Below are 20,994 nucleotides of genomic sequence, written 5' to 3' on the forward strand. Positions count from 1 at the left end.
CCGATCCGATCTCGATCGCGACCACCCCCTGCACGCGGCCGTCCTCGACCACCAGATCAACGCAAAAATGTTCGTCGAAGCGCTTGATCGACGGATACTTGATCGAGGTCTGGAAGAGCGTGTGCAGCATGTGAAAACCGGTCTTGTCGGCGGCGAACCAGGTCCGCTCGATCTTCATGCCGCCGAAAGCACGCACATTGACATGCCCGTCCGGGGTACGGCTCCATGGGCATCCCCAGTGCTCGAGCTGGGTCAGCTCCTCGGCACAGTGTGCCACGAAATACTCGACCACATCCTGCTCGCACAACCAGTCGCCGCCACCCACCGTATCGTTGAAGTGATACTCGAGGCTATCGGTCGGCAACTTCACCCCCGCCGAACCGCCCTCGGCAGCGACGGTGTGGCTACGCATCGGATAGACCTTCGAGACCAGCGCGATCCTCAGCGCGGGATCAGACTCCGCGACGGCAATCGCCGCCCGCAGACCTGCCCCGCCACCCCCGACGATCACTACGTCCGCCTTGTATATCTCCACGCTTTTTCCTTTCTCGCGCCAGGCATTGCTGGCGACGATCCATATCCCCCAAAGCCCTGCCGAGAAAGCTCCGGCAGGACCCACCACTGATCACCTACTCACCGGCTGACTGATCCTTACCTGTTTCTACCACCTTGAGCGTTAACATCTGATACATGCCACCAAAGAAGCGTTGCTTGCCGAGCGTAACGAAGCCCCCCTCTTTTGGCAACCAGGCCATGACTTCCTCACTGAAAAGATCGCGGGCAAAGGGCTCCAGCCGGTCGAGAACCGGCTTCCAGAAGTAGCGCAACGGATTGAAGCGGCTCGGCGGCGCGTAGTCTACGATGGTCAGCGTCCCGCCGGGACGGACGACCCGCAGCGCCTCGGCCAGCGTTCTTTCGCGCACGGCCTGCGGCTGTTCATGCAGCAGGAAAAACAGCAGGGCCCGGTCAAAGCTCGCGTCGGCAAAACCGAGCGCCGCCGAATCCATGCAATGCAACTTGATCGGCGCCTGCGGGCCCAGCTTGCCGGCGAGATTCTCCAACTGGATCGGCAGGATGTCGGCAATTTCCAGCGCCCCCCCCGGCGTCACGCAGGCCGCCAGTCGCGGCGTCAGATCGCCGTAGGCACAGGCAATCTGCAAGGTACGGCCCGGCAGCTGGTGACCGTAATCATGCAGCACCGCATTGCAGAGACGCCGGTAGTTACCCCAGAGAATCAGATTGACCAGCCATTGCCTCTCGAAGACATGCACCGCACGCGGATGAACATAGGCCCACCAATAGTGAGCCTGCAAGTACTGAGGGATGGCAGGCAGAACCTTCTTGACCGCCACGCAGCTGGAAACGGGTTCGTTGAAGTTATTTTTCATATGGATAGTGAGAGTACGAACGTCTATGTTCGGAAAATGTCTTTCAAGATCGGTCAGTCTGGGCAGAGTGTCTGCATTGGTCCTGCCCCCGGCAGATAAGCAGATAAGTTCCTGCGTCATGCTCCGCTGATTCGGTGATCCGCCGCCCAGCCGTGCGGAAAGTACGCAACCCAACGCCCTCAGGCCGTACCCTACCCGATCAGTCAGCCGAGCGCAACCGAGGCAGCACCTCCAGCGCGTTGAACGCCGTCGCCTTCGCCAGTTCGCTCGCGTCGATACCGCGCAATTCCGCCAACACCGCGTTGATCCGCGGCAACTGTGCTGGCGTGTTGCGGCCACCAGCCAACCAGGTCGGGGGCATGTCCGGTGCGTCGGTTTCGAGCACGATCGCATCCAATGGCAGCGCAGCCGCCAGCTCGCGGATGCGCGTCGAGCCAGGATAGGTCAGGGCGCCGCCAAAGCCCAGTTTGAAGCCCAGCCCGATGAATGCTTCCGCCTGTTGTCGACTGCCGTTGAAGGCGTGCGCAATGCCGCCGGTCACTCTGATCCGGCGTAGATTCTTGAGTACCTGATCGACCGCCCGGCGGACATGCAGGAGCACCGGCAACTCCAGGTCGCGGGCGATTCTCAGTTGTTCGACGAAGAATGACTCCTGCCGCTCGACCTGCCGATCGGCAACGAAGAAGTCGAGGCCGATCTCACCTAGCGCCAGCGGCCGTTGCGGCCCGTCAAAAGCGCGCGCCAGCCAGTCGCGCAAGGTCGCCAGATCATCAGGGCCAGCATGCTGCACATAAAGCGGGTGAATGCCGTAAGCCGGGGCACATCCGGCGTAACGCGCGCAGCAGTCGTGCACCTTGGCAAAGCTCGTCACATCGACCGCCGGCACGACGATGGACGACACCCCGGCCAGCCGCGCCCTCTCCACCAGCACGTCCCGGTCGGCCGCGAATTCAGCCGCTGCGAGGTGACAATGAGTGTCAATCAGCATCGCCAGGCATCAGCCAGGGTGAAATCAAAGAAACCGAAAGCCTGGCTCAGGCGAACGGCCGCTGACGATATCTGCCAGCGCGGCGCCAGAGCCGCAAGCCATCGTCCAGCCGAGTGTCCCATGGCCGGTATTGAGATACAGATTGGGAATTGCCGAGCGGCCGATCAGCGGCACGTTGGACGGCGTTGCCGGACGCAGTCCACACCAGAACTGGGCTTCGGCGGCCGGTCGCAACGCCGGGAAAAGCTCGCTAGCCCGCTCGATCAGGGCCCGGCAGCGCACCGCATTGAGGTCGGTATTATAGCCATTGAATTCAGCCGTACCGGCAATGCGCAGACGTTGACCGAGACGCGAAAAAACGATCTTGTAACCGTCGTCGGTGAGGCTGACAATTGGCGCGATGCTATCGGCGGACAGTGGCAAGGTGGCCGAGTAGCCCTTCGCCGGGTACACCGGCAGACGCAGGCCGATGGGACGCAGCAACAAAGGGGTATAGCTGCCCAGCGCAGCGACATAGGCATCGGCCTGGTGCAACTCGCCGGCAGCAATCACGCCAGCCACCCGACCGGCCACCATACTCAACCGGTCGACCGCAACGCCGTAACGAAAAACGACGCCGCGTGCCGTACAAAGGGCCGCAAGCTGTTGCGTGAAGCGGTGGGCATCGCCGGATTCGTCGGCGGCCGTGTAGTCGCCGCCGACCAGTCGCTGCCTCACCGACGCCAACGCCGGCTCGATGGCGATGCACTCGTCGACATTCACAGTGCGTCGCTCACAGCCAAACTCACGCATCAGCGCGGCCGCTTCGATGGCAGTTGCGTACTCGCGGCGGTCGGTGTAGATGTGCAGGATGCCGCGTTCGAGATGATCGTAGGCAAGCATGGTTTCAGCGCGCAGTGCCTGCAACTGACGACGACTGTAAAGCGCCAGGGTGACGATCTGGCGAATGTTGTCACGCGTTCGCCGCGCCGTGCATTCGCGCAGAAAGCGCAGGCTCCAGTCAAGCAGCGTGGCGTCCCAGCGCAGACGAAAGAGCAGCGGTGCATCCTCGCGCCACATCCAGGCCAGCGCACGCAACGGCGCGTGCGGATTCGACCATGGTTCGGCGTGCGAAACCGAAATCTGGCCACCGTTGGCGAAGCTGGTTTCCAATCCGGCAGCAGTCTGACGATCCAGCACCGTCACCTGATGTCCTGCCTTGGCCAGATACCAGGCGCTGGTGACCCCCACGACACCGGCACCCAGGACGACAACCTTCAAGCAGTCAACCCCTGATCACGAGTGATGCGCACCACCTCGGGAATGCGCCGCAGACTGCGCATCAGGCGCGCCAGAGAAGTGCGACTGGCCACCTGCACCGTAAAACGCAGCGTCGTGTACAGTCCGGGGCGCTTCTCTTCCATGTTGACATGCTCGATGTTGATGCCGGAGGTCGAAATCTCGGTGGCGATCCGCCCCAGTGCGCCAAGCGTATTCTGCACCACGATCAGCAGGCGCACACTGAACAGTTTGCCGGGCTCCGGCTCCCACTCGACGTCGATCCATTTCATCGGTTTGGCGGTACGCGCCTTGCGAATGGCGGGGCAATCATGCGTATGGATCACCAGACCCTTGCCCTTCCAGATCGAGCCGATGATCGGGTCACCGGGAATCGGTTGGCAGCAGGGCGCGAACTGCACAGCCATGCCTTCGGTACCGCGAATCACCAGCGAAACGGGCACCCGTTCAGGCGGCTGAGGTGTTTCCTCGCGCGCCAGCAGGCGACGAGCGACGACACCGGCAAGGCGAAAACCAAGTCCGATGTCGGTGTACACCTCCTTGATCAATTTGTTTCCTGAATCGCGCAGCACGTTCTTCCAACTTGAAACCGGCAGTTCGGAGGCGACCACGCCTAACGCCCGCAACTCCTGGTCGAGCATCTTTTCGCCGAGCGCCGTCGACTCGTCATGGTGGACGCTCTTCAGGTAATGGCGGATCTTGCTGCGCGCCCTGCCGGTCTTGACCGTCGTCAGCCAGGCCATATCCGGATGGGCGTCGGCAGCGGTGACGATCTCGACGCGGTCACCGTTGGTCAGTTCGGTCATCAGCGGCAGCGGCTTGAAATTGATCTGCGCGGCGACACAATGATTGCCGATATCGGTGTGTATCGCGTACGCCAGGTCAACCGCCGTCGCACCACGTGGCAAGGCAATGATCTTGCCTTTGGGCGTAAACACATAGATTTCATGCGGAAACAGATCGACCTTGACATGTTCGAAGAACTCCGAGGAATCGCCGGTTGCGCTCTGCAGGTCGAGCAGCGAGTGAAACCAAGTGGTCGTTTTCTGTTGCAGATCGGCACCGAAGTCCTCGCTATCCTTGTACAGCCAGTGCGAAGCAATGCCCTCCTGCGCCACGTTCTCCATCGCTTCGGTGCGAATCTGCAGTTCGAACGGCGTGCCGTGCGGCCCGATCAGGGTGGTATGCAATGACTGGTAGCCGTTGGGCTTGGGAATGGCGATGTAGTCCTTGAACTTTCCAGGAACCGGCTTGAACAACCCGTGCAGCGCACCGAGGGCAAGGTAGGCAGTCGGTACATCATGTACCAGAACCCGGAAACCGTAGACATCGAGCACCTGCGAGAATGACAAGTGCTTGTCGAGCATCTTGCGATAGATTGAATACAGGCTCTTCTCGCGACCAAAGACCTGCGCCTGCACGCCGGCTTCGCGCAGCTTGCCGGTGATGCCGTCGAGAATCCGCGACAACAGCTCACGCCGGTTACCGCGCGCCGCCTTGAGCGCACGCGCCAGTACCCGCGCACGCATCGGGTAAATGAGCTCAAAAGAGAGATCCTGCAACTCGCGAAAGAGTTTGTTGAGGCCCAGCCGGTTGGCAATCGGCGCGTAAATCTCGAGCGTCTCGCGAGCGATGCGGCGGCGTTTATCGGCACGCACCGCGGCCATCGTCTGCAGATTGTGGTGGCGATCGGCGAGCTTGATCAGTACCACCCGCAGATCGCGCGCCATGGCCATCAGCATCTTGCGAAAATTCTCCGCCTGCGCTTCTTCCTGAGACTGAAACTCGATCTTGTCGAGCTTCGACAGACCATCGACGAGATCAGCAACGGGTTTGCCGAAACGGTCGGCAATTTCGCTCTTGCCAACCGACGTATCCTCCATCACGTCATGCAAGAGCGCTGCCACCACGCCCTCGACATCCATTTGCCATTCGGCGATGGCGCCGGCCACGGCCAGAGGATGCGTGATGTAGGGCTCGCCCGACAAGCGCTTCTGCCCACGATGCGCCTGCTCGCTGAACAGATACGCCTCGCGCACGCGCTCGATTTCTTCCGGGGGAAGATAGCTCAGGCTATCGATGAAGACCTGGAAAGCCGGATCGTCCTCGGGAAGAGGTAAATCAGGGGTCATGCCAGCCGCCGGCGATTCAGCGGACAAGCTGGCGGCAACCACGGGATCCATGATCTCGTCCTGCGCCATTGCCGGATTGAGGTCAGGCCTGACCGCGGTTGAGGATTTCCCGGCCGACCTTGCCGACAGCGATTTCACGCAGCGCGATCACCGTCGGCTTGTCCCGGCCGGCGTCGATCAGCGGTGACGCGCCGGCCGTGATCTGACGGGCACGATAGGTGGCCGCCAGAGTCATCTGAAAACGGTTCGGAATTCGCTGCAAACAGTCGTCTACGGTTACTCGTGCCATGCCAATCTCCCAGGGTAATCAGAATATTGTTGCGAACAGGATGGAATGTCGCTGACGCTGCGCAACGTAACGAAGCCGAGTTGCGCGGACCACCGCCAACAGGTCGTGCAGCGCGCGCTGAAGTTTGTCATTGATAATAACATAGTCGAATTCGGCCACATGCCGCATCTCTTCGCGAGCCGCAGCGACGCGGCGAGCAATCGTTTCAGCGGTATCCGTGGCGCGCGCGCGAAGCCGGCGTTCGAGTTCGTCAAGTGACGGGGGCAGGACGAACACGCCGATTGCGGCCGGGAACAGTGCCCGCACCTGCTGAGCGCCTTGCCAGTCGATCTCGAGGAGCACGTCCTGACCGGCAAGCAAGGCCGCTTCGATGCCGCTTCTTGAAGTGCCATAGTAGTTGCCATGGACCTCTGCCCATTCGAGAAAAGCATCATTGCGAACCTTCTCGAGAAAATCCGGCACACTGACGAAATGGTACTCGACACCATCCCGCTCACCTGATCGGGGTGCACGCGTGCTGTGTGAAATTGACACGCTGATGTCCGGATCGTTCTCTAGCAACAATCGTACCAGCGTCGTCTTGCCGGCGCCGGACGGCGCCGTAACAATGTAGAGATGTCCGGTCATGGTTCCTGGCCCGTATATTCAAGCCCGCCATTTTACCCGCCCCCCGGCGCTGCCAACACCCTCATCCCCTGGAGACAGGCTTCCCCGCCCAGGTCGGATGACACAAACGGGGCGGTCATGGGCATGGACTAGCCTGCCGATACCGACGAAAATTACGGTCTTGAGATGATCACCCGGCGAGGAGCAAGCAAATGTCGCGATCGCGATTGAAACTGGTACGGACCACCACTGTACTGTTGGCCGCGCTATCGGCGGCCAATGCGGCCGTGCCACTCAAGATCGTCGGCTTCGACGACATGTCGTGCCGGACCTGGTCGGCATCAAAGGACGATGCCGAGCAACGCGCGCTCTACGTCGCCTGGGTGCGCGGCGTTCTCACCGGCCACAACTACGCCAACCAGAACCAGCAGGTATCGGCCATCTCAAGCGGCACGGTCGAGCAGTACGTGAATCGCTACTGCACCGAAAAACCGCTCGGCCAGTTCAGTGATGCGGCATTACGCCTGACCGACCAGTTCTCGGGCCGCAACATGCCGATCACCCGGTAGCCCTGACGGATCTCTGCAATAAGTGTGCAGCCCCACAAGCCGGGCGCGGCCTCAATAGCCCTGCTGCTTGCCCTTGATATTGCCGACCGTTCCGCCGATCACCCCGCCAATCGCCGCGCCGGTCCAGCCGCTGCCACCGGAGATTGCCGCAATACCGGCTCCCGCAGCCGCGCCAATGGCTGCACCACTGACCGTTCCCTGCTCGCGCGCAGTCATGTTGGTGCAACCCGTCGCTGCCAGTGCCAGCGCGAGGGCCAGAACCCATCCAGTTTTTTCCATCTCTGTCTCCCTTACTTGGTCTTGGGTAGTGCAGGCACCACCATTTCGAACCAGATGGTTTCGACCACCGGGCGCAGCAAGCGATCGGGATGCGCCGCGTACCATTGGTCCAGCGCCTCGAGCACACTGCCCAGCGTCTGATCCTTCATCCCTCTGGCGACGCGTGACGAAAAACCGTTCTCGACGGCCGGCGGATTGTCGGCGTTATACGCTGCCTCGACCTGCACCATGTTGGCCAACCCGACGAGGTAAGCCTTCTTGACGTCCTCGGAGGACTTGATCCAGTGCGTGCCATCGACCAGCGGCACTTCGACTGCACCGACACCGGCAGCAGTCATCATCATTGCCAGGCACGCAGCAGACGCGACAAACCGCAATTTACGGAAACCAGATCCAATAGTCATCATCTTCTACTCCAGGAAAAGGGATTTGCAGGCTACCATGCCGCCAGGGTCATTCCAAGTGAAATCGCCTGACGAGCCCTCGGCGAACCGGCCAACGCTCGACAGAGCGGCCGATTGCTGCATTGCAGCTTGCCAGAGGCCGAAAGTGTCTGTATGTTCGCGCCCGGAGATTTATATCGTATACGATATCTGGAGTTCACCTCGCCACCCATGCCATCGCTTCTCGAGCTTGTCGCCGCCCAGAAGATGCCCCGCCTCAGCGCGTCGGATCACGTCGCGCAAACGCTCAAGAAGGCCATTGTCGACGGCCTGCTGCCAGCCGGCGAGTTGCTCCGGCAGGACGAGATCGCAGCGCATTTTCACGTCAGCAAGATCCCCGTTCGCGAAGCACTCAAGCACCTCGAAGCCAAAGGCCTGGTGACCTTCCTGCGCCACCGCGGCGCCGTGGTGGCCTCGCTGTCGGCAGCCGAGATCGACGAGTACATGGAAATCCGGGCGATGCTCGAAGCCCGCGCAGCGCGCCTCTCGGCGCCGCTGATCAGCGACCAGGCGATTGAACAGGCACGCCGGCATCTCGACGAATTCGACCAGGCCAGCGACGCCGGTCGCTGGGGCGAGTTGAACTGGCTGTTCCATTCGACGCTCTACACGGCCGCCGGACGACCGATCCTGATCGCCGAAATCCGTTCGCTGTACAACAAGGTCGAACGTTACGTGCGCGCGCTCTTGTCGATGGCCACTGGAATGCCCAACACCCTGCGCGAACACGCCGAGATCCTCGACGCGTTCGTCCGCCGGGATCCCGACGCGGCGGCAGAACTCACTCGGGCGCATGTGCTCGATGCGGGTGCGTCACTTGTCAGTTACCTTATAGACCAACGTAGCAAAGGAGGAAACCAATGAACAAACAGATCCTGGCGACCGGCTGCAGCCTGCTCTCCCTCGCGGTCAGCAATGTCTACGCCGATCACCTGGTGGCCATCGCCGGACCGATGACCGGTCAGTACGCCTCGGCGGGTGACCAGATCCGGAAGGGCGCCGAGATGGCGATCACCGACATCAACGCCAAGGGCGGCGTCGTTGGTGAAAAACTGAAGCTGGAAATCGGCGACGACGCCTGTGATCCGAAACAGGCCGTTGCCGTCGCCAACCAGATGGTGAACAAGAAGATCATCTTCATGCACGGCCACTGGTGCTCGTCATCGACGATCCCGGCGTCCGAAGTGTACGTCGAGGCCAACATCCCGGTGGTGACCGTGTCGACCAACCCCAAGGTCACCGACCGCGGCCTCAAGAACATTTTCGCCATTGCCGGTCGTGACGACCAGCAGGGCCAGGTGGCCGGGGCCTACCTCGCCGAGAAGTTCAAGGGCAGGAAGATTGCCGTGGTTGACGACAAGAGTGCCTACGGCAAGGGTCTCGCCGACGAAGTCGCCAAGGCGATGGAAGCCAAGGGTGTCAAGCCGGCCCTGCGCGAATCGATCACCGCCGGGGAAAAGGACTATTCCGGGCTGGTCAGCAAGCTCAAATCCGCCGGCGTCGAAGTCATGTCCTACGGCGGTTACCACACCGAAGTGGCGCTGATTCTGCGGCAGGCGCAACAGGCCGGCCTGAAACTGACGGTGATGGGCGGCGACACCATGTCCAACACCGAACTCGCGACCGCCGCCGGCCCCGAGGCCAACAACGTGCTGTTCACCTTCGGTCCGGATGCGCGCAAGAACCCGAGCGCCGCCGCCGTGGTCAAGAAGTTCCACGATGCCAAGATCGAACCGGAAGGCTACGTCCTCTACGCCTACGCCGCTTTCCAGCTCTTCGACCAGGCCGCGACCAAGGCCAAGAGCACCAAGTTCGCCGACATCGAGAAAACGCTGCGCAGCGGCAGCTTCGACACCGTCATCGGCAAACTGTCGTTCGACGCCAAGGGAAACAGTTCGGCGCCGGCCTTTGTCGTCTACCAGTGGAAGGATGGCAAGTACGACTACGTGAAGAAGTAATGAAGTAATCCTGCAGCACCGGCAGACCACAGGCAAGCGTCCGCCCCCTTTGGCGGACGTTTCGAAAACCCCGCGCGACACCTGGTGTCGACGCCGAACCGACTGGAAGGCAGCATGCGCGCTACTACCCATCTACTACGCCAGCGTCTGCGCGAATATCACCGAATCGATGAAGCCCAGGTCATCGAGCAACTGATCCCTCTGGCGCGTTTCACCCCTTCCGAACGACAGGGCATTCGTGAACGCGCGACGCCACTGGTGCAGACGGTGCGCGACAGCCGCCTCAAAAGTGGCGGCATCGATGCCTTCCTGACCACCTACGACCTCTCGTCGCGCGAAGGCGTGGTACTGATGTGCCTCGCCGAAGCGCTGCTGCGCATCCCCGATGCGGCGACCGTCGATCGCCTGATTCGCGACAAGATCGGCAGTACCGAGTGGGAGAAGCGGCTCGGCACCTCGCACAGCACTTTCGTCAATGCCGGCACCTGGGCGCTGATGCTCACCGGCCGCATCGTCAATCTCGACAACGAGGACCGCAACCTGCGCGGCACCCTCAAGCGCCTCGTCGCGCGCACCGGCGAGCCGGTGATCCGGCAGGCGGTGATCACCGCCATGCGCATTCTCGGCAAGCAGTTCGTGATGGGCCGCAACATCCATGAAGCGCTGGAGCGCGCCCGTAGCGCCGAAAAAGCCGGCTACCGCCACTCCTACGACATGCTTGGCGAATCGGCGCGCAGCAGCGCCGACGCGCTGCGTTACTTCGAGTCCTACCGCGCGGCGATCCGGGCAATTGGCGACGCCGCTGCCGGCCGCCCGGCATACGAGGCGCCTTCGATCTCGATCAAGCTCTCGGCGCTGCATCCGCGTTACGAAGTCGCCAACGAGGGTCGCGTTCGCCACGAATTGTGGCCGGTCGTCAAGGAACTCGCGCTCCGTGCCAAGGCGCGCAACATCGGCTTCACGATCGACGCCGAAGAAGTCGATCGTCTGGAAATGTCGCTCGACCTGATCGAAGCACTCGCCACCGACGCCGGACTGGCCGGCTGGAACGGCCTCGGGCTGGCCGTCCAGGCCTACCAGAAGCGTGCGCTGCCACTCATCGACTGGCTCACCGACCTCGCCCACCGCGCCGATCGGCGTCTGATGGTCCGCCTGTGCAAGGGTGCTTACTGGGACGCCGAGATCAAGCTCGCGCAGGAACGTGGCTTGCGCGATTACCCGGTGTTCACCCGCAAGGCGTCGAGCGACCTCTCGTATCTGGCCTGTGCCCGACGCCTGTTCGCCCACCCGGAGGCCTTCTACCCGGCCTTCGCCACGCACAACGCACACACCCTGGCGGCCGTCGCCGAGATTGCGATCAGTGCCGGCGGCAGCGACGAATGGGAATACCAGCGCCTGCACGGCATGGGCGAAGAACTCTACGACCAGATCGTCGGCGAGGACAAGCTGGGACGCGCCTGTCGCGTCTATGCCCCGGTCGGCAGCCACGAGGACCTGCTGGCATACCTGGTGCGCCGCCTGCTCGAGAACGGCGCCAACTCGTCCTTCGTCAACCGCATCGCCGACGCCAGCCTGCCGATCGACGCGCTGCTCAATGACCCCGTTGAAAGGACCGCCGCCCTGGCCGTCAAGCGCCAGACACGCATTCCCTTGCCGCGCGACCTCTTCGGCGCTGAACGCATCAATAGTGAAGGACTGGACATGAACGACAAACCCACGCTCGAAGACCTGCGCAGCAGCATCGAACAGAGCCTGCGCGTCAGCTACACCGCCGCGCCGCTGATCGATGGCCGGCAGCGCAGCGGCGACAGCAGGGTCGTGCATTCGCCGGCCGACCAGCGCGACGGCGTCGGGCGCGTGATCGAGGCCAGCGTCGCCGACGTCAGTGAAGCCCTGGCTGTCGCGCAGGCGGCTTTTCCGGCCTGGGAAGGCACGCCCGCCAGCGCGCGCGCCTCACTCCTCGACCGCGCCACCGATCTGCTGCAGGGACGCCTGCCGGAACTGGTCGCCCTGATCGTTCGCGAAGGTGGCCGCACGCAGGCCGACGCCGTCTCGGAAGTGCGTGAAGCGATCGACTTCTGCCGCTACTACGCGGCACAGGCCCGCGAGAAGTTTTCCGGGCCGATCCTGCTGCCCGGCCCGACTGGCGAGCAGAACAGCCTCTCCTTGCACGGCCGCGGCGTCTTCGTCTGCATCAGCCCGTGGAATTTCCCGCTGGCGATTTTCGTCGGCCAGATCGCTGCGGCACTGGCTGCCGGCAACACCGTCGTCGCCAAACCGGCCGAGCAGACACCGCTGGTCGCCGCACTGGCCGTCGAACTGCTGCACATCGCGGGCATCCCGGCCGGCGCGCTCAACTTCCTGCCCGGTGACGGACGCATCGGCGCCGCGCTGGTCGCCGACCGCGCATGCGCCGGCGTCGCTTTTACCGGGTCGACCGAGGTCGCGCGTCTGATCGCCCAGACGCTGGCCGGCAAGGACGGCCCGCTGGTGCCGCTGATCGCCGAAACCGGCGGTCAGAACACGCTGATCGCCGATTCGTCGGCATTGCCCGAACAGATCGTCCGCGACGTCGTCGCCTCGGCTTTCAATTCGGCCGGGCAGCGCTGCTCGGCGCTGCGCGTCCTGTATATCCAGGCCGACATCGCCGACCGCGTCTGCGAATTGCTCGCCGGCGCCATGCAGGAATTGTGCATCGGCAACCCGGCCGACATCGCCACCGATGTCGGCCCGGTGATCGACGAAGCGGCGCGTGCGGTCCTGGTGGCACACGCACGCTGGCTCGACAGCTTTGCGACGCCGATTTTCACCTGCCCGCTCGACGAAGAAGCTACCCGGCACGGCACCTTCTTCGCACCGCGTGCCTACGAGATCGACAGCATCGCCCGCCTCGAACGAGAAGTCTTCGGGCCGATCCTGCATGTCGTGCGCTGGCGTGCCGAAGACCTCGACCAGGTCTGCGCGGCCATCGCCCATACCGGCTACGGACTGACGCTGGGCATCCACAGCCGCATCGACGAAACCATCAAGCGCATCACCGACCGCCTGCACGTCGGCAACACCTATGTGAACCGCAACATCATCGGCGCCGTCGTCGGCGTGCAGCCCTTCGGCGGCGAGGGACTCTCGGGCACCGGTCCGAAGGCCGGCGGCCCGCATTATCTGTACCGTTTCGCCAGCGAGCGCACGCTCAGTGTCGATACCACCGCCGCCGGCGGCAACGCCGGGCTGATGGCGCTCGACGAAGGCGAGTGATCAACGGACTGACCCTGGGAGTAAAAGAGAACGCACCATGAACCGAAGCTACAGCGCAGTAATCAAGCAGGATGCCGACTGGTGGATCGGCTGGATAGAAGAAGTGCCTAGTGTAAATTGTCAGGGATCTGCGCGCGAAGCGTTGTTACAGTCACTACGCGAAACATTGATCGAAGCCATTGACTTCAATCGCGCAGAGGCACTCGATGCGGCTGGCAAAAGGTTTGAAGAATTGCCAATTGCTCTATGAAACGGCGTGACTTGCTGTCACACCTCATCGCGCATGAAGGAGGACCATGGCTCTTGCACTTCAGCAACTGATCAACGGACTGACCCTGGGGGCGGTCTATGGCCTGATCGCCATCGGCTACACGATGGTCTACGGCATCATCGGGATGATCAATTTCGCGCATGGCGACATCTACATGGTCAGCGCCTTCATCGCCGTGACCGTGTTCACGATGCTGGCCAGCTTCGGGATCAGTTCGATTCCGCTCTCGCTGCTGCTGGTGCTGCTGGTCGCCGTGCTGTTCACCTCGGTCTATGGCTGGACGGTCGAACGCATCGCCTACCGGCCGCTGCGCGGTTCGACGCGGCTGGCGCCGCTGATCTCGGCGATCGGCATGTCGATCTTCCTGCAGAACATGGTGCAACTGACGCAAGGGGCACGCGTCAAGCCGATCGCGCCGGTTCTTGTCGGCGGCATCGATCTGCTGACGGTTGACGGCTTCACCGTCCGCCTCGCCTACTCACAGATCCTGATCGTTTTCGTCACCGTCGCGCTGATGGCCGGCTTCACCTACCTGATCACCCGGACTTCCTTCGGCCGCCAGCAACGCTCGTGCGAGCAGGACCGGACGATGACCGCGCTGCTCGGGATCAACGTCGACCGCACGATCTCGCTGACCTTCATGCTCGGCGCAGCGCTCGCCGCCGTCGCCGGCGTGATGGTCACGGTCTATTACGGCGTCGTCGATTTCTTCATCGGCTTCGTCGCCGGCATCAAGGCCTTTACCGCCGCCGTCCTCGGCGGCATCGGCTCGCTGCCGGGAGCGATGCTCGGCGGCCTGCTGATCGGCCTCATCGAAGCGTTCTGGGCCGCTTACCTGTCGGCCGAATACAAGGATGTGGCCACCTTCAGCATCCTCATCCTGGTGCTGATGTTCCGCCCTTCCGGCCTGCTCGGCCGTCCTGAAGTGGAGAAAGTCTGATGTCCACGCTCGTTCTCGCCCATCCCGGCGTCACCCCGGCCGAGCGCCTCAAGGACGCCGCGGCACTGGCCCTGATCGCCCTGCTGCTCGGCATCCCGATGATCGGCCTGAGCACCGTCGACCAGGGCGGCGCGCTGCGCATCACCACCCGCTGGCCGGCGCTATTTTCATTCGTCGCCGTTTGCTTCGCCGGTCGCCTGCTGCTGCGCTATGCCCTCGACCACCTGCGGGCACGCCGGCAGGCACGCGAACAGGCGGTAGAGGCGGTCAGCGGGCGCAGTCTGGCGAGCAGCCCGCTGCTGACCTGGGTCGGCTGGATCGCACTCGGCGTCTCGCTGGTGCTGCCGATCGTTTTTTCCGAGAATCGCTACGTCGTCGATACCGCGACCACGGTGCTGATCTACGTGATGCTCGGCTGGGGCCTGAACGTCGTCGTCGGTCTGGCCGGCCTGCTCGATCTCGGCTATGTCGCTTTCTACGCGGTCGGCGCCTATACCTATGGTCTCTTGTCCACGCAATTCGGCTGGGGATTCTGGCAGGCACTGCCGGTCGCCGGCGCCATGGCGGCGAGCTTCGGGATCCTTCTCGGCTGGCCGACGTTGCGCCTGCGCGGCGATTACCTGGCCATCGTGACGCTCGGCTTCGGCGAGATCATCCGCGTCATCCTGGTCAACTGGACCGAACTTTCGGGCGGTCCGAACGGCATCCCCTCGATTCCGCGCCCCTCGTTCTTCGGCCTGCCTTTCAAACCACCTGGCGACGATCCGACCTTCGCCTCGTTCTTCGGTCTCGAATATGCCCCCAACCACCGCATCATCTTCCTCTATTACCTGATTCTCGCGCTGGCGCTGCTCACCAACGGCTTCGTCTCAAGAATGCGCCGGCTACCGATCGGCCGCGCCTGGGAAGCGATGCGCGAAGACGAGATCGCCTGCAAGGCGATGGGCATCAACGCGCGCAATGTCAAGCTCTCGGCCTTTGCCATCGGGGCCATGCTCGGCGGTTTCGCCGGCGTCTTTTTCGCGGCCCGGCAGGGATTCATCTCGCCCGAATCCTTCACCTTCAACGAGTCGGCGATCATCCTGGCGATCGTCGTTCTCGGCGGCATGGGCAGCCAGCTCGGTGTCGTCCTCGCCTCCCTGGTGCTGGTGCTGCTGCCCGAACTCGGGCGCGACTTCGCCGAATACCGGATGCTGCTCTTCGGCGCGGCGATGATCCTGATCATGGTCTGGAAACCCGGCGGCATCCTCTCGCACCGCGAACCGACGCTGCGCTACCTCGCCGACGGCGGCCGCCGATGAGCGCCGCCCCGCTCCTGAGCGTCGAGCGCCTGACCATGCGCTTCGGCGGCCTGCTGGCCATCGACGACCTGTCGCTCGACGTCGCCGCCCGCCAGATCACCGGCGTCATCGGACCGAACGGCGCCGGCAAGACCACCTTCTTCAACTGCCTGACCGGTTTCTACAAGCCGAGCCAAGGCAGCGTCCGCCTCAACCACCCGCAACGTGGCGTGATGCGCCTCGAACAGCTCGCCAGCCACCAGGTCGCGCGCACCGCCAAAGTGGTGCGCACCTTCCAGAACATTCGCCTGTTCCCGAAGATGACCGTTCTCGAAAACCTCATCGTCGCGCAGCACAACGCCCTGCAGCACGCCTCGCGTTTCTCGCTGGCCGGCCTCTTCGGCCTGCCCGGCTATCGCCGCGCGGAAGCGGCCGCGATGGACAAGGCGGTCGGCTGGCTCAAACACCTCCACCTGATCGACCAGGCCGACACCGCCACCGGCGACCTGCCCTACGGCATGCAGCGGCGCATCGAGATCGCCCGCGCACTCTGTGTCGACCCGCTCCTGCTCTGCCTCGACGAACCGGCGGCCGGCCTCAACCCGCGCGAATCGGCCGAACTCAACGAACTCCTCAAACACCTGGCGCGCGACGAAGGCATCGCCATCCTGCTGATCGAGCACGACATGAGCGTGGTGATGAATGTCTCGGACCACATCTGCGTCCTCAACTACGGCCGCAAGATCGCCGAAGGCCCGCCGCTGCAGATCCAGCGCGATCCGAACGTGATCAAGGCCTATCTCGGCGAGGAAGATGCCGACGAACTGCAGGCCGACGAGTCGCAGGCCAGGGAAGCCCTGCCTCCGGAGGCCCCGCGATGATGCTGCAACTGTCGGGCGTGCATGCCCATTACGGACATATTCATGCGCTGCACGGCGTCGACATCGACGTACAGGTCGGCGAAGTGGTCACCCTGATCGGGGCCAACGGCGCCGGCAAGTCAACGCTGATGATGGCGATTTTCGGCCAGCCGCGCGCATCGAGCGGACGCATCGTCTTCGACGGCGAGGACATCACCCATCTGCCGACGCATGAAATCGCCCGCCGCGGCATCGCGCTGGTTCCCGAAGGCCGGCGCATCTTCTCGCGCATGACGGTGATGGAGAACCTGCAGATGGGCGCGGTGCTCGGCGAGGAGATGAACTTCGCGGTCGACCTGAAACGCATGTACTCGCTCTTCCCGATTCTCGAAGAGCGCTGCCAGCAGCGCGCCGGCACGCTCTCGGGCGGCGAACAGCAGATGCTGGCGATCGCGCGCGCCCTGATGAGCCGGCCGCAACTCCTGCTGCTCGACGAACCCTCGCTCGGCCTCGCGCCGCTGTACATCAAGAAAATCTTCCAGATCGTCCGCGAACTCAACCGCGAGCACGGCATGACCCTCCTGCTCGTCGAACAGAACGCGCATCACGCCTTACGCGTCGCGCACCGCGGCTACGTGCTGCAACATGGCCGGATCATCCTGTCGGGAACCGGCCGGGAGCTGCTGGCCAATCCGGAGGTACACGCGGCCTACCTCGAAGGCGGCCGCGCCGCGACGGCGACCTGAGCCTCGTGGACAGCGGCAAGGCGCCGCCGCGCTGGCTCCCTTTTCTGGTTCTCGGCGTCGGCCTGCTGGCGATCTCCTTCGGCGCCATTCTGGCGCGCTTCGCCCAGGGCTACGGCCTGCCGTCCCTGACCATCGCCACGCTGCGCCTCGGCCTCGCGGCGCTGATCATCACCCCGATCGCCCTCTGGCAATCGAGCCGGACACTGCGTACGCTGAGCCGCGGGCAGATCCTGCTGACCTGCGGCGCCGGCTTCTTCCTGGCGCTGCATTTCGCCACCTGGATCACCTCGCTCGAATACACCTCGGTGGCCAGCAGTACCGCCCTGGTGACGACCAATCTGTTGTGGGTCGGCATCGCTTCGTTCCTGCTCTTTGGCGACCGCCCGAGTCGCCTGATGCTCGTCGGCATCGTGATTTCCCTGTCCGGCAGCGGACTGATCTTCTGGAGCGACAGCCGGGCGAGCGTCTCCGGCAGCAATCCACTGCTCGGCAACCTCCTCGCCATCGTCGGAAGCTGGTGCTTCTCGGCGTATCTCCTGATCGGTCGCCGCCTGCGCGCCAGCCTGCCGCTGCCGGCGTATGTCTGGCTTGCCTACGGCAGCGCCGCGATTCTGCTGGTTCTTGCCTGTCAGAGCAGCGGCACGCCCCTGACCGGATACAGCGACGCCGCTTATCTGGTGGCCCTGGGCATGGCGCTCGGCCCGCAGTTGCTCGGCCACACATCGTACAACTGGTCGCTCAAACATGTCTCGCCGACCTTCATTGCGGTGGTGACGCTCGGGGAGCCGGTGGGAAGTGCGGTGCTGGCGTGGGTCTTTTTCGGGGAAGCGTTCGCCCTGTGGCAGGGAGTCGGGTTTGTGATGCTGCTGGTCGGGATTTATCTGGCGGCGCGGGGGGAAAGGTAGCAAGCGAAGACGGTGTACCGTCACAAACGGCTTCCCTTGATCATTGGATGCGCATTGGCGGTATGAGCAAATCTCTGCAGCCGAAGAAAAAACGTGCTCGCTCCCTCGCTGCTCAACGCAGCGACCTGAGCATGTGAGCATGTCTGAACCTGAGCAGCCCAACTGCTCTCTATCGGCCTGCCGACGGACACCAGTCTATGCCAGGGCGTCGAACGGGCTCCGAACACCTCGCCCGCCGCGCCTGAGCACATGCGTGTAAATCATCGTCGTGCTCACCTCCGCATGGCCCAGGAGTTCCTGCACGGTGCGAATGTCGTAGCCGCTTTCGAGCAGGGAAGTGGCAAACGAGTGGCGAAGCGTGTGTGGGGTCGCTGGCTTGCTGATTCCAGCATGGCGCAGCGCATCGCGCATCGCACGCTGGATGCTTTGCGCTCCCACGTGGTGTCGGCGAACTGCCCCCGAGCGCGGATCGACCGATCGTTTGGCGGCGACAAACACATACTGCCAGGCCCATGCACGCGCGGCGTTCGGATATTTTCGTTCGAGCGCCGATGGCAAATACACTTCGCCCAAACCGTCAGCGAGGTCCGCTTCGTGCAGCGCCTTCACCCGCGCCAGATGCTCGCTGAGCGGAGCAAGCAGCTTTTCGGGCAGCATCGTCACCCGATCCTTGAACCCCTTCCCCTCCCGCACCAGGATCTCGCCGCGAGCGAAGTCCACGTCCTTCACCCGCAACCGCAGGCACTCCATGATGCGCATCCCGGTACCGTAGAGCAGTCGGAGGATCAGACCCACGGTTCCTTCGATCGGCGCCAGCAGACGCTGAACTTCTGCCGGGGTCAGAACGACCGGCAAACGTTTCGTAGCCTTCGCCGACTCGACCTCATCCAGCCACGGCAGCTCAGTCTCCAACACTTCCTTGTAAAGGAACAATAGAGCGCTTTTCGCCTGGTTCTGGGTGGATGCAGAAACACGCCCCGCCACGGCAAGGTGAGTCAGAAACGCCTCCACCTCGTTTGCTCCCATTTCCCGCGGATGACGTTTGCCGTGGAAGAGAATGAAACGTCGCACCCAATCGCTATAAGCCTGCTCGGTCCGTATGCTATAGTGCTTGACACGGATGCGGTCGCTGAGCTGTTCCAGCAGCCGCCTGGGGGGGCGAGAAGCGCCGCCGGCATTGACGCAATTGCCCGAACTTTTAGTGAACGTTTCCATTGGGCACCTCCTTGTTTCGGTTGGAAATTTGCCAGTTACTGTTCATACATACAGTATAATGACGCAAAGTAAATCGTCAAGTAGGATGTCCACTTCACGTTAGGCATTGACCAGAATAGACGAGGTTATTCAATGGACTCCCTACCCGTCATCTTCGTTGGAATTATCGGATTGGCTTCCTTAGTATGGCAGTGCAAGCTTTTTGTAGAGGACGCGGGCGACTGTCCCGTTCGCGTCATGAGCGGGCTCGTAATCAGTGCGATAATCATGATAGGAGTGATTTTCTATTCTTCATTCCTTCTATTTGATGCACAAGTCAAAAACTACACGATTCTATCAGCAGCGAAAAGCATTGGGCTTGCCCTAGTGTTCGGGTTTCTGTTTACGTTGAAATCGTATTTTGGGCCATTGGTGCTAGGTTACGTCGCCAGTTATTCCGTTTACATGTTTTTCCAGCATGATATACTGGTTATTGCTCCGATAATTAATTGGTTGCTGGGGCTATTGTTTCCGAATATCCCTTGGTGGCTGAATTTGACATATACAGTTGTACTTGGCTTGTACCTCATCGCCGTGTCAAGTTTCGATCTCGTCCAATGAAGGCATTCGTACTTCGAGTTAAGCCTAACTTGCGCTTCCATGGAACCGGCGACCAGCGGCGCTTCGCTTGCTGGTCGTCGGCCCCTGAAGCTTGACGTTGGGCGTCTAGAGGACTTGCAACTTATGCAAAGCGAAGCCGACGAGAGAAACCTTCGTGAGCTTACTGAAGCATCGGCGTTGCACCGGTATGAGGCAACCTTGCTCTTCGGGCAATTGACTGTCTACTTAGCGATGCTGGGAGCGTTGTTCAATGCGTTCTTCAGGAATCCTCCGCTTGCAGCTCCCGATCAAATTGTCCTCAGCTTAATTGGCATCGGAGTAACCTTGGCATTTGCGGTCATTAATCATCGCGGCGCTCAGCACTTGCTCGCGACGATCAAACGCGCAGAGGAGTTATGCGCAGAGCTGGGGATGCAAATCTATGCTCGTCGTGTTCCGCCAGCTACCGTCTTTACTGGTTTAAACGCGGTCAGATTCCTGTACGTCCTCGGCCTTGTCTGTTGGCTGGGCCTTCTCGTCCGAGCTATGTTATGAGCAAGAACGCATCCCGATGACACACAACGCACAAAGCTTGGGGTCTTGCAATCATGCATCCATGCCCAACCCTGCGCTCCAGGCGACCGGCCGCATGAAGCCGCGGCCGTCGCCTGAGCTTTCACGTTAGGCCCCGAACGTCAGCCCGTGCTGACGCTCCCAAATCTCGATGTCTTCGGTGTGCCAGCCGCGCAGTTCAATCGCCTTGCCGGCAATCGTCCCACTCGCCAGCACGCGCGGCTTCGGCAGGGCCGGCAGCGTCGCAAGCTGAACGATGGCGTTCTCCAACACTTCCGCGTCAGCAATTGCCTCGGTCGGGTAATCGCCCTGCGCTTGGCGCTGCTTGCACAGTTCCACAATATCTTTCAGCAGTTCGGGGTGCATGTCTGTCCTCTCGCTTCGGCCACGACGGGCCTAACGAATAAGGATAGATCGTGCGAAGCCACGATCTGATCCGT

23 protein-coding genes are annotated in these 20,994 nt (G+C 62.3%); 12 read left to right on the forward strand and 11 right to left on the reverse strand.

The window, feature by feature from the left end; translation table 11 throughout:
* The 7 genes from CAPSK01_RS16375 to gmk form a co-directional block, all read right to left on the reverse strand.
* Window positions 1-535 (reverse strand): FAD-binding protein (locus CAPSK01_RS16375; RefSeq protein ID WP_034929091.1); only part of this gene is annotated, 535 nt, incomplete at its 3' end.
* 94 nt (window positions 536-629) lie between these two features.
* Complete coding sequence (rquA, locus tag CAPSK01_RS16380; protein WP_273703874.1) at window positions 630-1,388, reverse strand: rhodoquinone biosynthesis methyltransferase RquA; 759 nt, start codon at window positions 1,386-1,388, stop codon at window positions 630-632.
* 199 nt (window positions 1,389-1,587) lie between these two features.
* Window positions 1,588-2,376 carry a TatD family hydrolase gene (locus tag CAPSK01_RS16385; protein WP_034929094.1) on the reverse strand — a complete coding sequence of 263 codons (789 nt, stop codon included), beginning with the start codon at window positions 2,374-2,376 and terminating at the stop codon, window positions 1,588-1,590.
* A gap of 24 nt (window positions 2,377-2,400) precedes the next feature.
* Window positions 2,401-3,636 carry a D-amino acid dehydrogenase gene (locus CAPSK01_RS16390; RefSeq protein ID WP_034929097.1) on the reverse strand — a complete coding sequence of 412 codons (1,236 nt, stop codon included), beginning with the start codon at window positions 3,634-3,636 and terminating at the stop codon, window positions 2,401-2,403.
* Window positions 3,633-5,837: a bifunctional (p)ppGpp synthetase/guanosine-3',5'-bis(diphosphate) 3'-pyrophosphohydrolase gene (locus CAPSK01_RS16395; protein ID WP_034929470.1), complete on the reverse strand. Its 2,205-nt coding sequence runs from the start codon at window positions 5,835-5,837 to the stop codon at window positions 3,633-3,635. Before CAPSK01_RS16395 ends, CAPSK01_RS16390 begins: the two co-directional genes overlap by 4 nt.
* Before the next feature lie 31 nt (window positions 5,838-5,868).
* Window positions 5,869-6,075 (reverse strand): DNA-directed RNA polymerase subunit omega, encoded by a 207-nt coding sequence (gene rpoZ / locus CAPSK01_RS16400; RefSeq protein ID WP_034929100.1) that lies wholly within the window; start codon window positions 6,073-6,075, stop codon window positions 5,869-5,871.
* A gap of 18 nt (window positions 6,076-6,093) precedes the next feature.
* Window positions 6,094-6,702 carry a guanylate kinase gene (gmk, locus tag CAPSK01_RS16405; protein WP_034929103.1) on the reverse strand — a complete coding sequence of 203 codons (609 nt, stop codon included), beginning with the start codon at window positions 6,700-6,702 and terminating at the stop codon, window positions 6,094-6,096.
* A gap of 191 nt (window positions 6,703-6,893) precedes the next feature.
* On the opposite strand from gmk, the gene CAPSK01_RS16410 reads away from it, so the two are divergent.
* The gene (locus CAPSK01_RS16410) at window positions 6,894-7,250 is read left to right on the forward strand and encodes a hypothetical protein (protein ID WP_034929106.1); all 357 of its coding nucleotides are present in this window, start codon (window positions 6,894-6,896) and stop codon (window positions 7,248-7,250) included.
* A 51-nt stretch (window positions 7,251-7,301) separates the two neighbouring features.
* On the opposite strand, the gene CAPSK01_RS16415 is transcribed toward CAPSK01_RS16410, so the two are convergent.
* Both CAPSK01_RS16415 and CAPSK01_RS16420 read right to left on the reverse strand, forming a co-directional pair.
* Window positions 7,302-7,529, reverse strand: a complete 228-nt coding sequence (locus CAPSK01_RS16415) for a YMGG-like glycine zipper-containing protein (protein ID WP_034929109.1) — start codon at window positions 7,527-7,529, stop codon at window positions 7,302-7,304.
* 11 nt (window positions 7,530-7,540) lie between these two features.
* Window positions 7,541-7,936, reverse strand: a complete 396-nt coding sequence (locus CAPSK01_RS16420) for a hypothetical protein (protein ID WP_337958610.1) — start codon at window positions 7,934-7,936, stop codon at window positions 7,541-7,543.
* A 207-nt stretch (window positions 7,937-8,143) separates the two neighbouring features.
* Between CAPSK01_RS16420 and CAPSK01_RS16425 the strand changes: the two genes are divergently transcribed.
* The 9 genes from CAPSK01_RS16425 to CAPSK01_RS16460 all read left to right on the forward strand — a co-directional run bounded on the left by CAPSK01_RS16425 (window position 8,144) and on the right by CAPSK01_RS16460 (window position 18,187).
* Window positions 8,144-8,836, forward strand: coding sequence for a GntR family transcriptional regulator (locus CAPSK01_RS16425; protein WP_034929114.1), 693 nt, complete (start codon window positions 8,144-8,146; stop codon window positions 8,834-8,836).
* Window positions 8,833-9,930, forward strand: coding sequence for a branched-chain amino acid ABC transporter substrate-binding protein (locus CAPSK01_RS16430; protein ID WP_034929116.1), 1,098 nt, complete (start codon window positions 8,833-8,835; stop codon window positions 9,928-9,930). The genes CAPSK01_RS16425 and CAPSK01_RS16430 overlap by 4 nt, the downstream gene beginning before the upstream one ends.
* A gap of 114 nt (window positions 9,931-10,044) precedes the next feature.
* On the forward strand, window positions 10,045-13,185 hold the full coding sequence (gene putA, locus CAPSK01_RS16435) for a bifunctional proline dehydrogenase/L-glutamate gamma-semialdehyde dehydrogenase PutA (RefSeq protein ID WP_034929119.1): 3,141 nt from the start codon (window positions 10,045-10,047) through the stop codon (window positions 13,183-13,185).
* A 37-nt stretch (window positions 13,186-13,222) separates the two neighbouring features.
* Window positions 13,223-13,435 carry a type II toxin-antitoxin system HicB family antitoxin gene (locus tag CAPSK01_RS23465; protein WP_273703875.1) on the forward strand — a complete coding sequence of 71 codons (213 nt, stop codon included), beginning with the start codon at window positions 13,223-13,225 and terminating at the stop codon, window positions 13,433-13,435.
* A gap of 46 nt (window positions 13,436-13,481) precedes the next feature.
* Window positions 13,482-14,396, forward strand: a complete 915-nt coding sequence (locus tag CAPSK01_RS16440; RefSeq protein WP_034929122.1) for a branched-chain amino acid ABC transporter permease — start codon at window positions 13,482-13,484, stop codon at window positions 14,394-14,396.
* The gene (gene livM / locus CAPSK01_RS16445) at window positions 14,396-15,697 is read left to right on the forward strand and encodes a high-affinity branched-chain amino acid ABC transporter permease LivM (RefSeq protein ID WP_034929124.1); all 1,302 of its coding nucleotides are present in this window, start codon (window positions 14,396-14,398) and stop codon (window positions 15,695-15,697) included. Before CAPSK01_RS16440 ends, livM begins: the two co-directional genes overlap by 1 nt.
* Window positions 15,694-16,557, forward strand: a complete 864-nt coding sequence (locus CAPSK01_RS16450; RefSeq protein ID WP_273703876.1) for an ATP-binding cassette domain-containing protein — start codon at window positions 15,694-15,696, stop codon at window positions 16,555-16,557. Before livM ends, CAPSK01_RS16450 begins: the two co-directional genes overlap by 4 nt.
* Window positions 16,557-17,282, forward strand: coding sequence for an ABC transporter ATP-binding protein (locus CAPSK01_RS16455; protein ID WP_034929475.1), 726 nt, complete (start codon window positions 16,557-16,559; stop codon window positions 17,280-17,282). Before CAPSK01_RS16450 ends, CAPSK01_RS16455 begins: the two co-directional genes overlap by 1 nt.
* A gap of 5 nt (window positions 17,283-17,287) precedes the next feature.
* Window positions 17,288-18,187, forward strand: coding sequence for a DMT family transporter (locus CAPSK01_RS16460; protein ID WP_034929127.1), 900 nt, complete (start codon window positions 17,288-17,290; stop codon window positions 18,185-18,187).
* A 195-nt stretch (window positions 18,188-18,382) separates the two neighbouring features.
* Here the strand turns inward: CAPSK01_RS16460 and CAPSK01_RS16465 are convergent, their stop codons facing one another.
* Complete coding sequence (locus CAPSK01_RS16465) at window positions 18,383-19,402, reverse strand: integron integrase (protein WP_034929130.1); 1,020 nt, start codon at window positions 19,400-19,402, stop codon at window positions 18,383-18,385.
* Between the two features lie 132 nt (window positions 19,403-19,534).
* Between CAPSK01_RS16465 and CAPSK01_RS16470 the strand changes: the two genes are divergently transcribed.
* Both CAPSK01_RS16470 and CAPSK01_RS16475 read left to right on the forward strand, forming a co-directional pair.
* Window positions 19,535-20,002, forward strand: a complete 468-nt coding sequence (locus CAPSK01_RS16470) for a hypothetical protein (protein ID WP_034929132.1) — start codon at window positions 19,535-19,537, stop codon at window positions 20,000-20,002.
* Between the two features lie 123 nt (window positions 20,003-20,125).
* Window positions 20,126-20,536 carry a hypothetical protein gene (locus CAPSK01_RS16475; RefSeq protein WP_273703877.1) on the forward strand — a complete coding sequence of 137 codons (411 nt, stop codon included), beginning with the start codon at window positions 20,126-20,128 and terminating at the stop codon, window positions 20,534-20,536.
* Window positions 20,537-20,662: 126 nt separating this feature from the next.
* On the opposite strand, the gene CAPSK01_RS16480 is transcribed toward CAPSK01_RS16475, so the two are convergent.
* Window positions 20,663-20,920 (reverse strand): hypothetical protein, encoded by a 258-nt coding sequence (locus CAPSK01_RS16480; protein WP_034929137.1) that lies wholly within the window; start codon window positions 20,918-20,920, stop codon window positions 20,663-20,665.
* Window positions 20,921-20,994: the final 74 nt, after the last annotated feature.

The organism is Candidatus Accumulibacter vicinus (assembly GCF_000584955.1).
Lineage (GTDB): Bacteria > Pseudomonadota > Gammaproteobacteria > Burkholderiales > Rhodocyclaceae > Accumulibacter > Accumulibacter vicinus.

Excerpts from the sequence above, each read along its gene's own strand:
- CAPSK01_RS16470 (WP_034929132.1), top strand. The coding sequence starts at position 19,535 with ATGGACTCCCTACCCGTCATCTTCGTTGGAATTATCGGATTGGCTTCC.
- CAPSK01_RS16475 (WP_273703877.1), top strand. The coding sequence starts at position 20,126 with ATGCAAAGCGAAGCCGACGAGAGAAACCTTCGTGAGCTTACTGAAGCA.
- CAPSK01_RS23465 (WP_273703875.1), top strand. The coding sequence starts at position 13,223 with ATGAACCGAAGCTACAGCGCAGTAATCAAGCAGGATGCCGACTGGTGG.
- CAPSK01_RS16425 (WP_034929114.1), top strand. The coding sequence starts at position 8,144 with ATGCCATCGCTTCTCGAGCTTGTCGCCGCCCAGAAGATGCCCCGCCTC.
- gmk (WP_034929103.1), bottom strand. The coding sequence starts at position 6,702 with ATGACCGGACATCTCTACATTGTTACGGCGCCGTCCGGCGCCGGCAAG.
- CAPSK01_RS16415 (WP_034929109.1), bottom strand. The coding sequence starts at position 7,529 with ATGGAAAAAACTGGATGGGTTCTGGCCCTCGCGCTGGCACTGGCAGCG.
- CAPSK01_RS16395 (WP_034929470.1), bottom strand. The coding sequence starts at position 5,837 with ATGGATCCCGTGGTTGCCGCCAGCTTGTCCGCTGAATCGCCGGCGGCT.
- putA (WP_034929119.1), top strand. The coding sequence starts at position 10,045 with ATGCGCGCTACTACCCATCTACTACGCCAGCGTCTGCGCGAATATCAC.
- CAPSK01_RS16430 (WP_034929116.1), top strand. The coding sequence starts at position 8,833 with ATGAACAAACAGATCCTGGCGACCGGCTGCAGCCTGCTCTCCCTCGCG.
- CAPSK01_RS16455 (WP_034929475.1), top strand. The coding sequence starts at position 16,557 with ATGCTGCAACTGTCGGGCGTGCATGCCCATTACGGACATATTCATGCG.
- CAPSK01_RS16385 (WP_034929094.1), bottom strand. The coding sequence starts at position 2,376 with ATGCTGATTGACACTCATTGTCACCTCGCAGCGGCTGAATTCGCGGCC.
- livM (WP_034929124.1), top strand. The coding sequence starts at position 14,396 with ATGTCCACGCTCGTTCTCGCCCATCCCGGCGTCACCCCGGCCGAGCGC.
- rpoZ (WP_034929100.1), bottom strand. The coding sequence starts at position 6,075 with ATGGCACGAGTAACCGTAGACGACTGTTTGCAGCGAATTCCGAACCGT.
- rquA (WP_273703874.1), bottom strand. The coding sequence starts at position 1,388 with ATGAAAAATAACTTCAACGAACCCGTTTCCAGCTGCGTGGCGGTCAAG.
- CAPSK01_RS16410 (WP_034929106.1), top strand. The coding sequence starts at position 6,894 with ATGTCGCGATCGCGATTGAAACTGGTACGGACCACCACTGTACTGTTG.
- CAPSK01_RS16465 (WP_034929130.1), bottom strand. The coding sequence starts at position 19,402 with ATGGAAACGTTCACTAAAAGTTCGGGCAATTGCGTCAATGCCGGCGGC.
- CAPSK01_RS16450 (WP_273703876.1), top strand. The coding sequence starts at position 15,694 with ATGAGCGCCGCCCCGCTCCTGAGCGTCGAGCGCCTGACCATGCGCTTC.
- CAPSK01_RS16420 (WP_337958610.1), bottom strand. The coding sequence starts at position 7,936 with ATGATGACTATTGGATCTGGTTTCCGTAAATTGCGGTTTGTCGCGTCT.
- CAPSK01_RS16440 (WP_034929122.1), top strand. The coding sequence starts at position 13,482 with ATGGCTCTTGCACTTCAGCAACTGATCAACGGACTGACCCTGGGGGCG.
- CAPSK01_RS16480 (WP_034929137.1), bottom strand. The coding sequence starts at position 20,920 with ATGCACCCCGAACTGCTGAAAGATATTGTGGAACTGTGCAAGCAGCGC.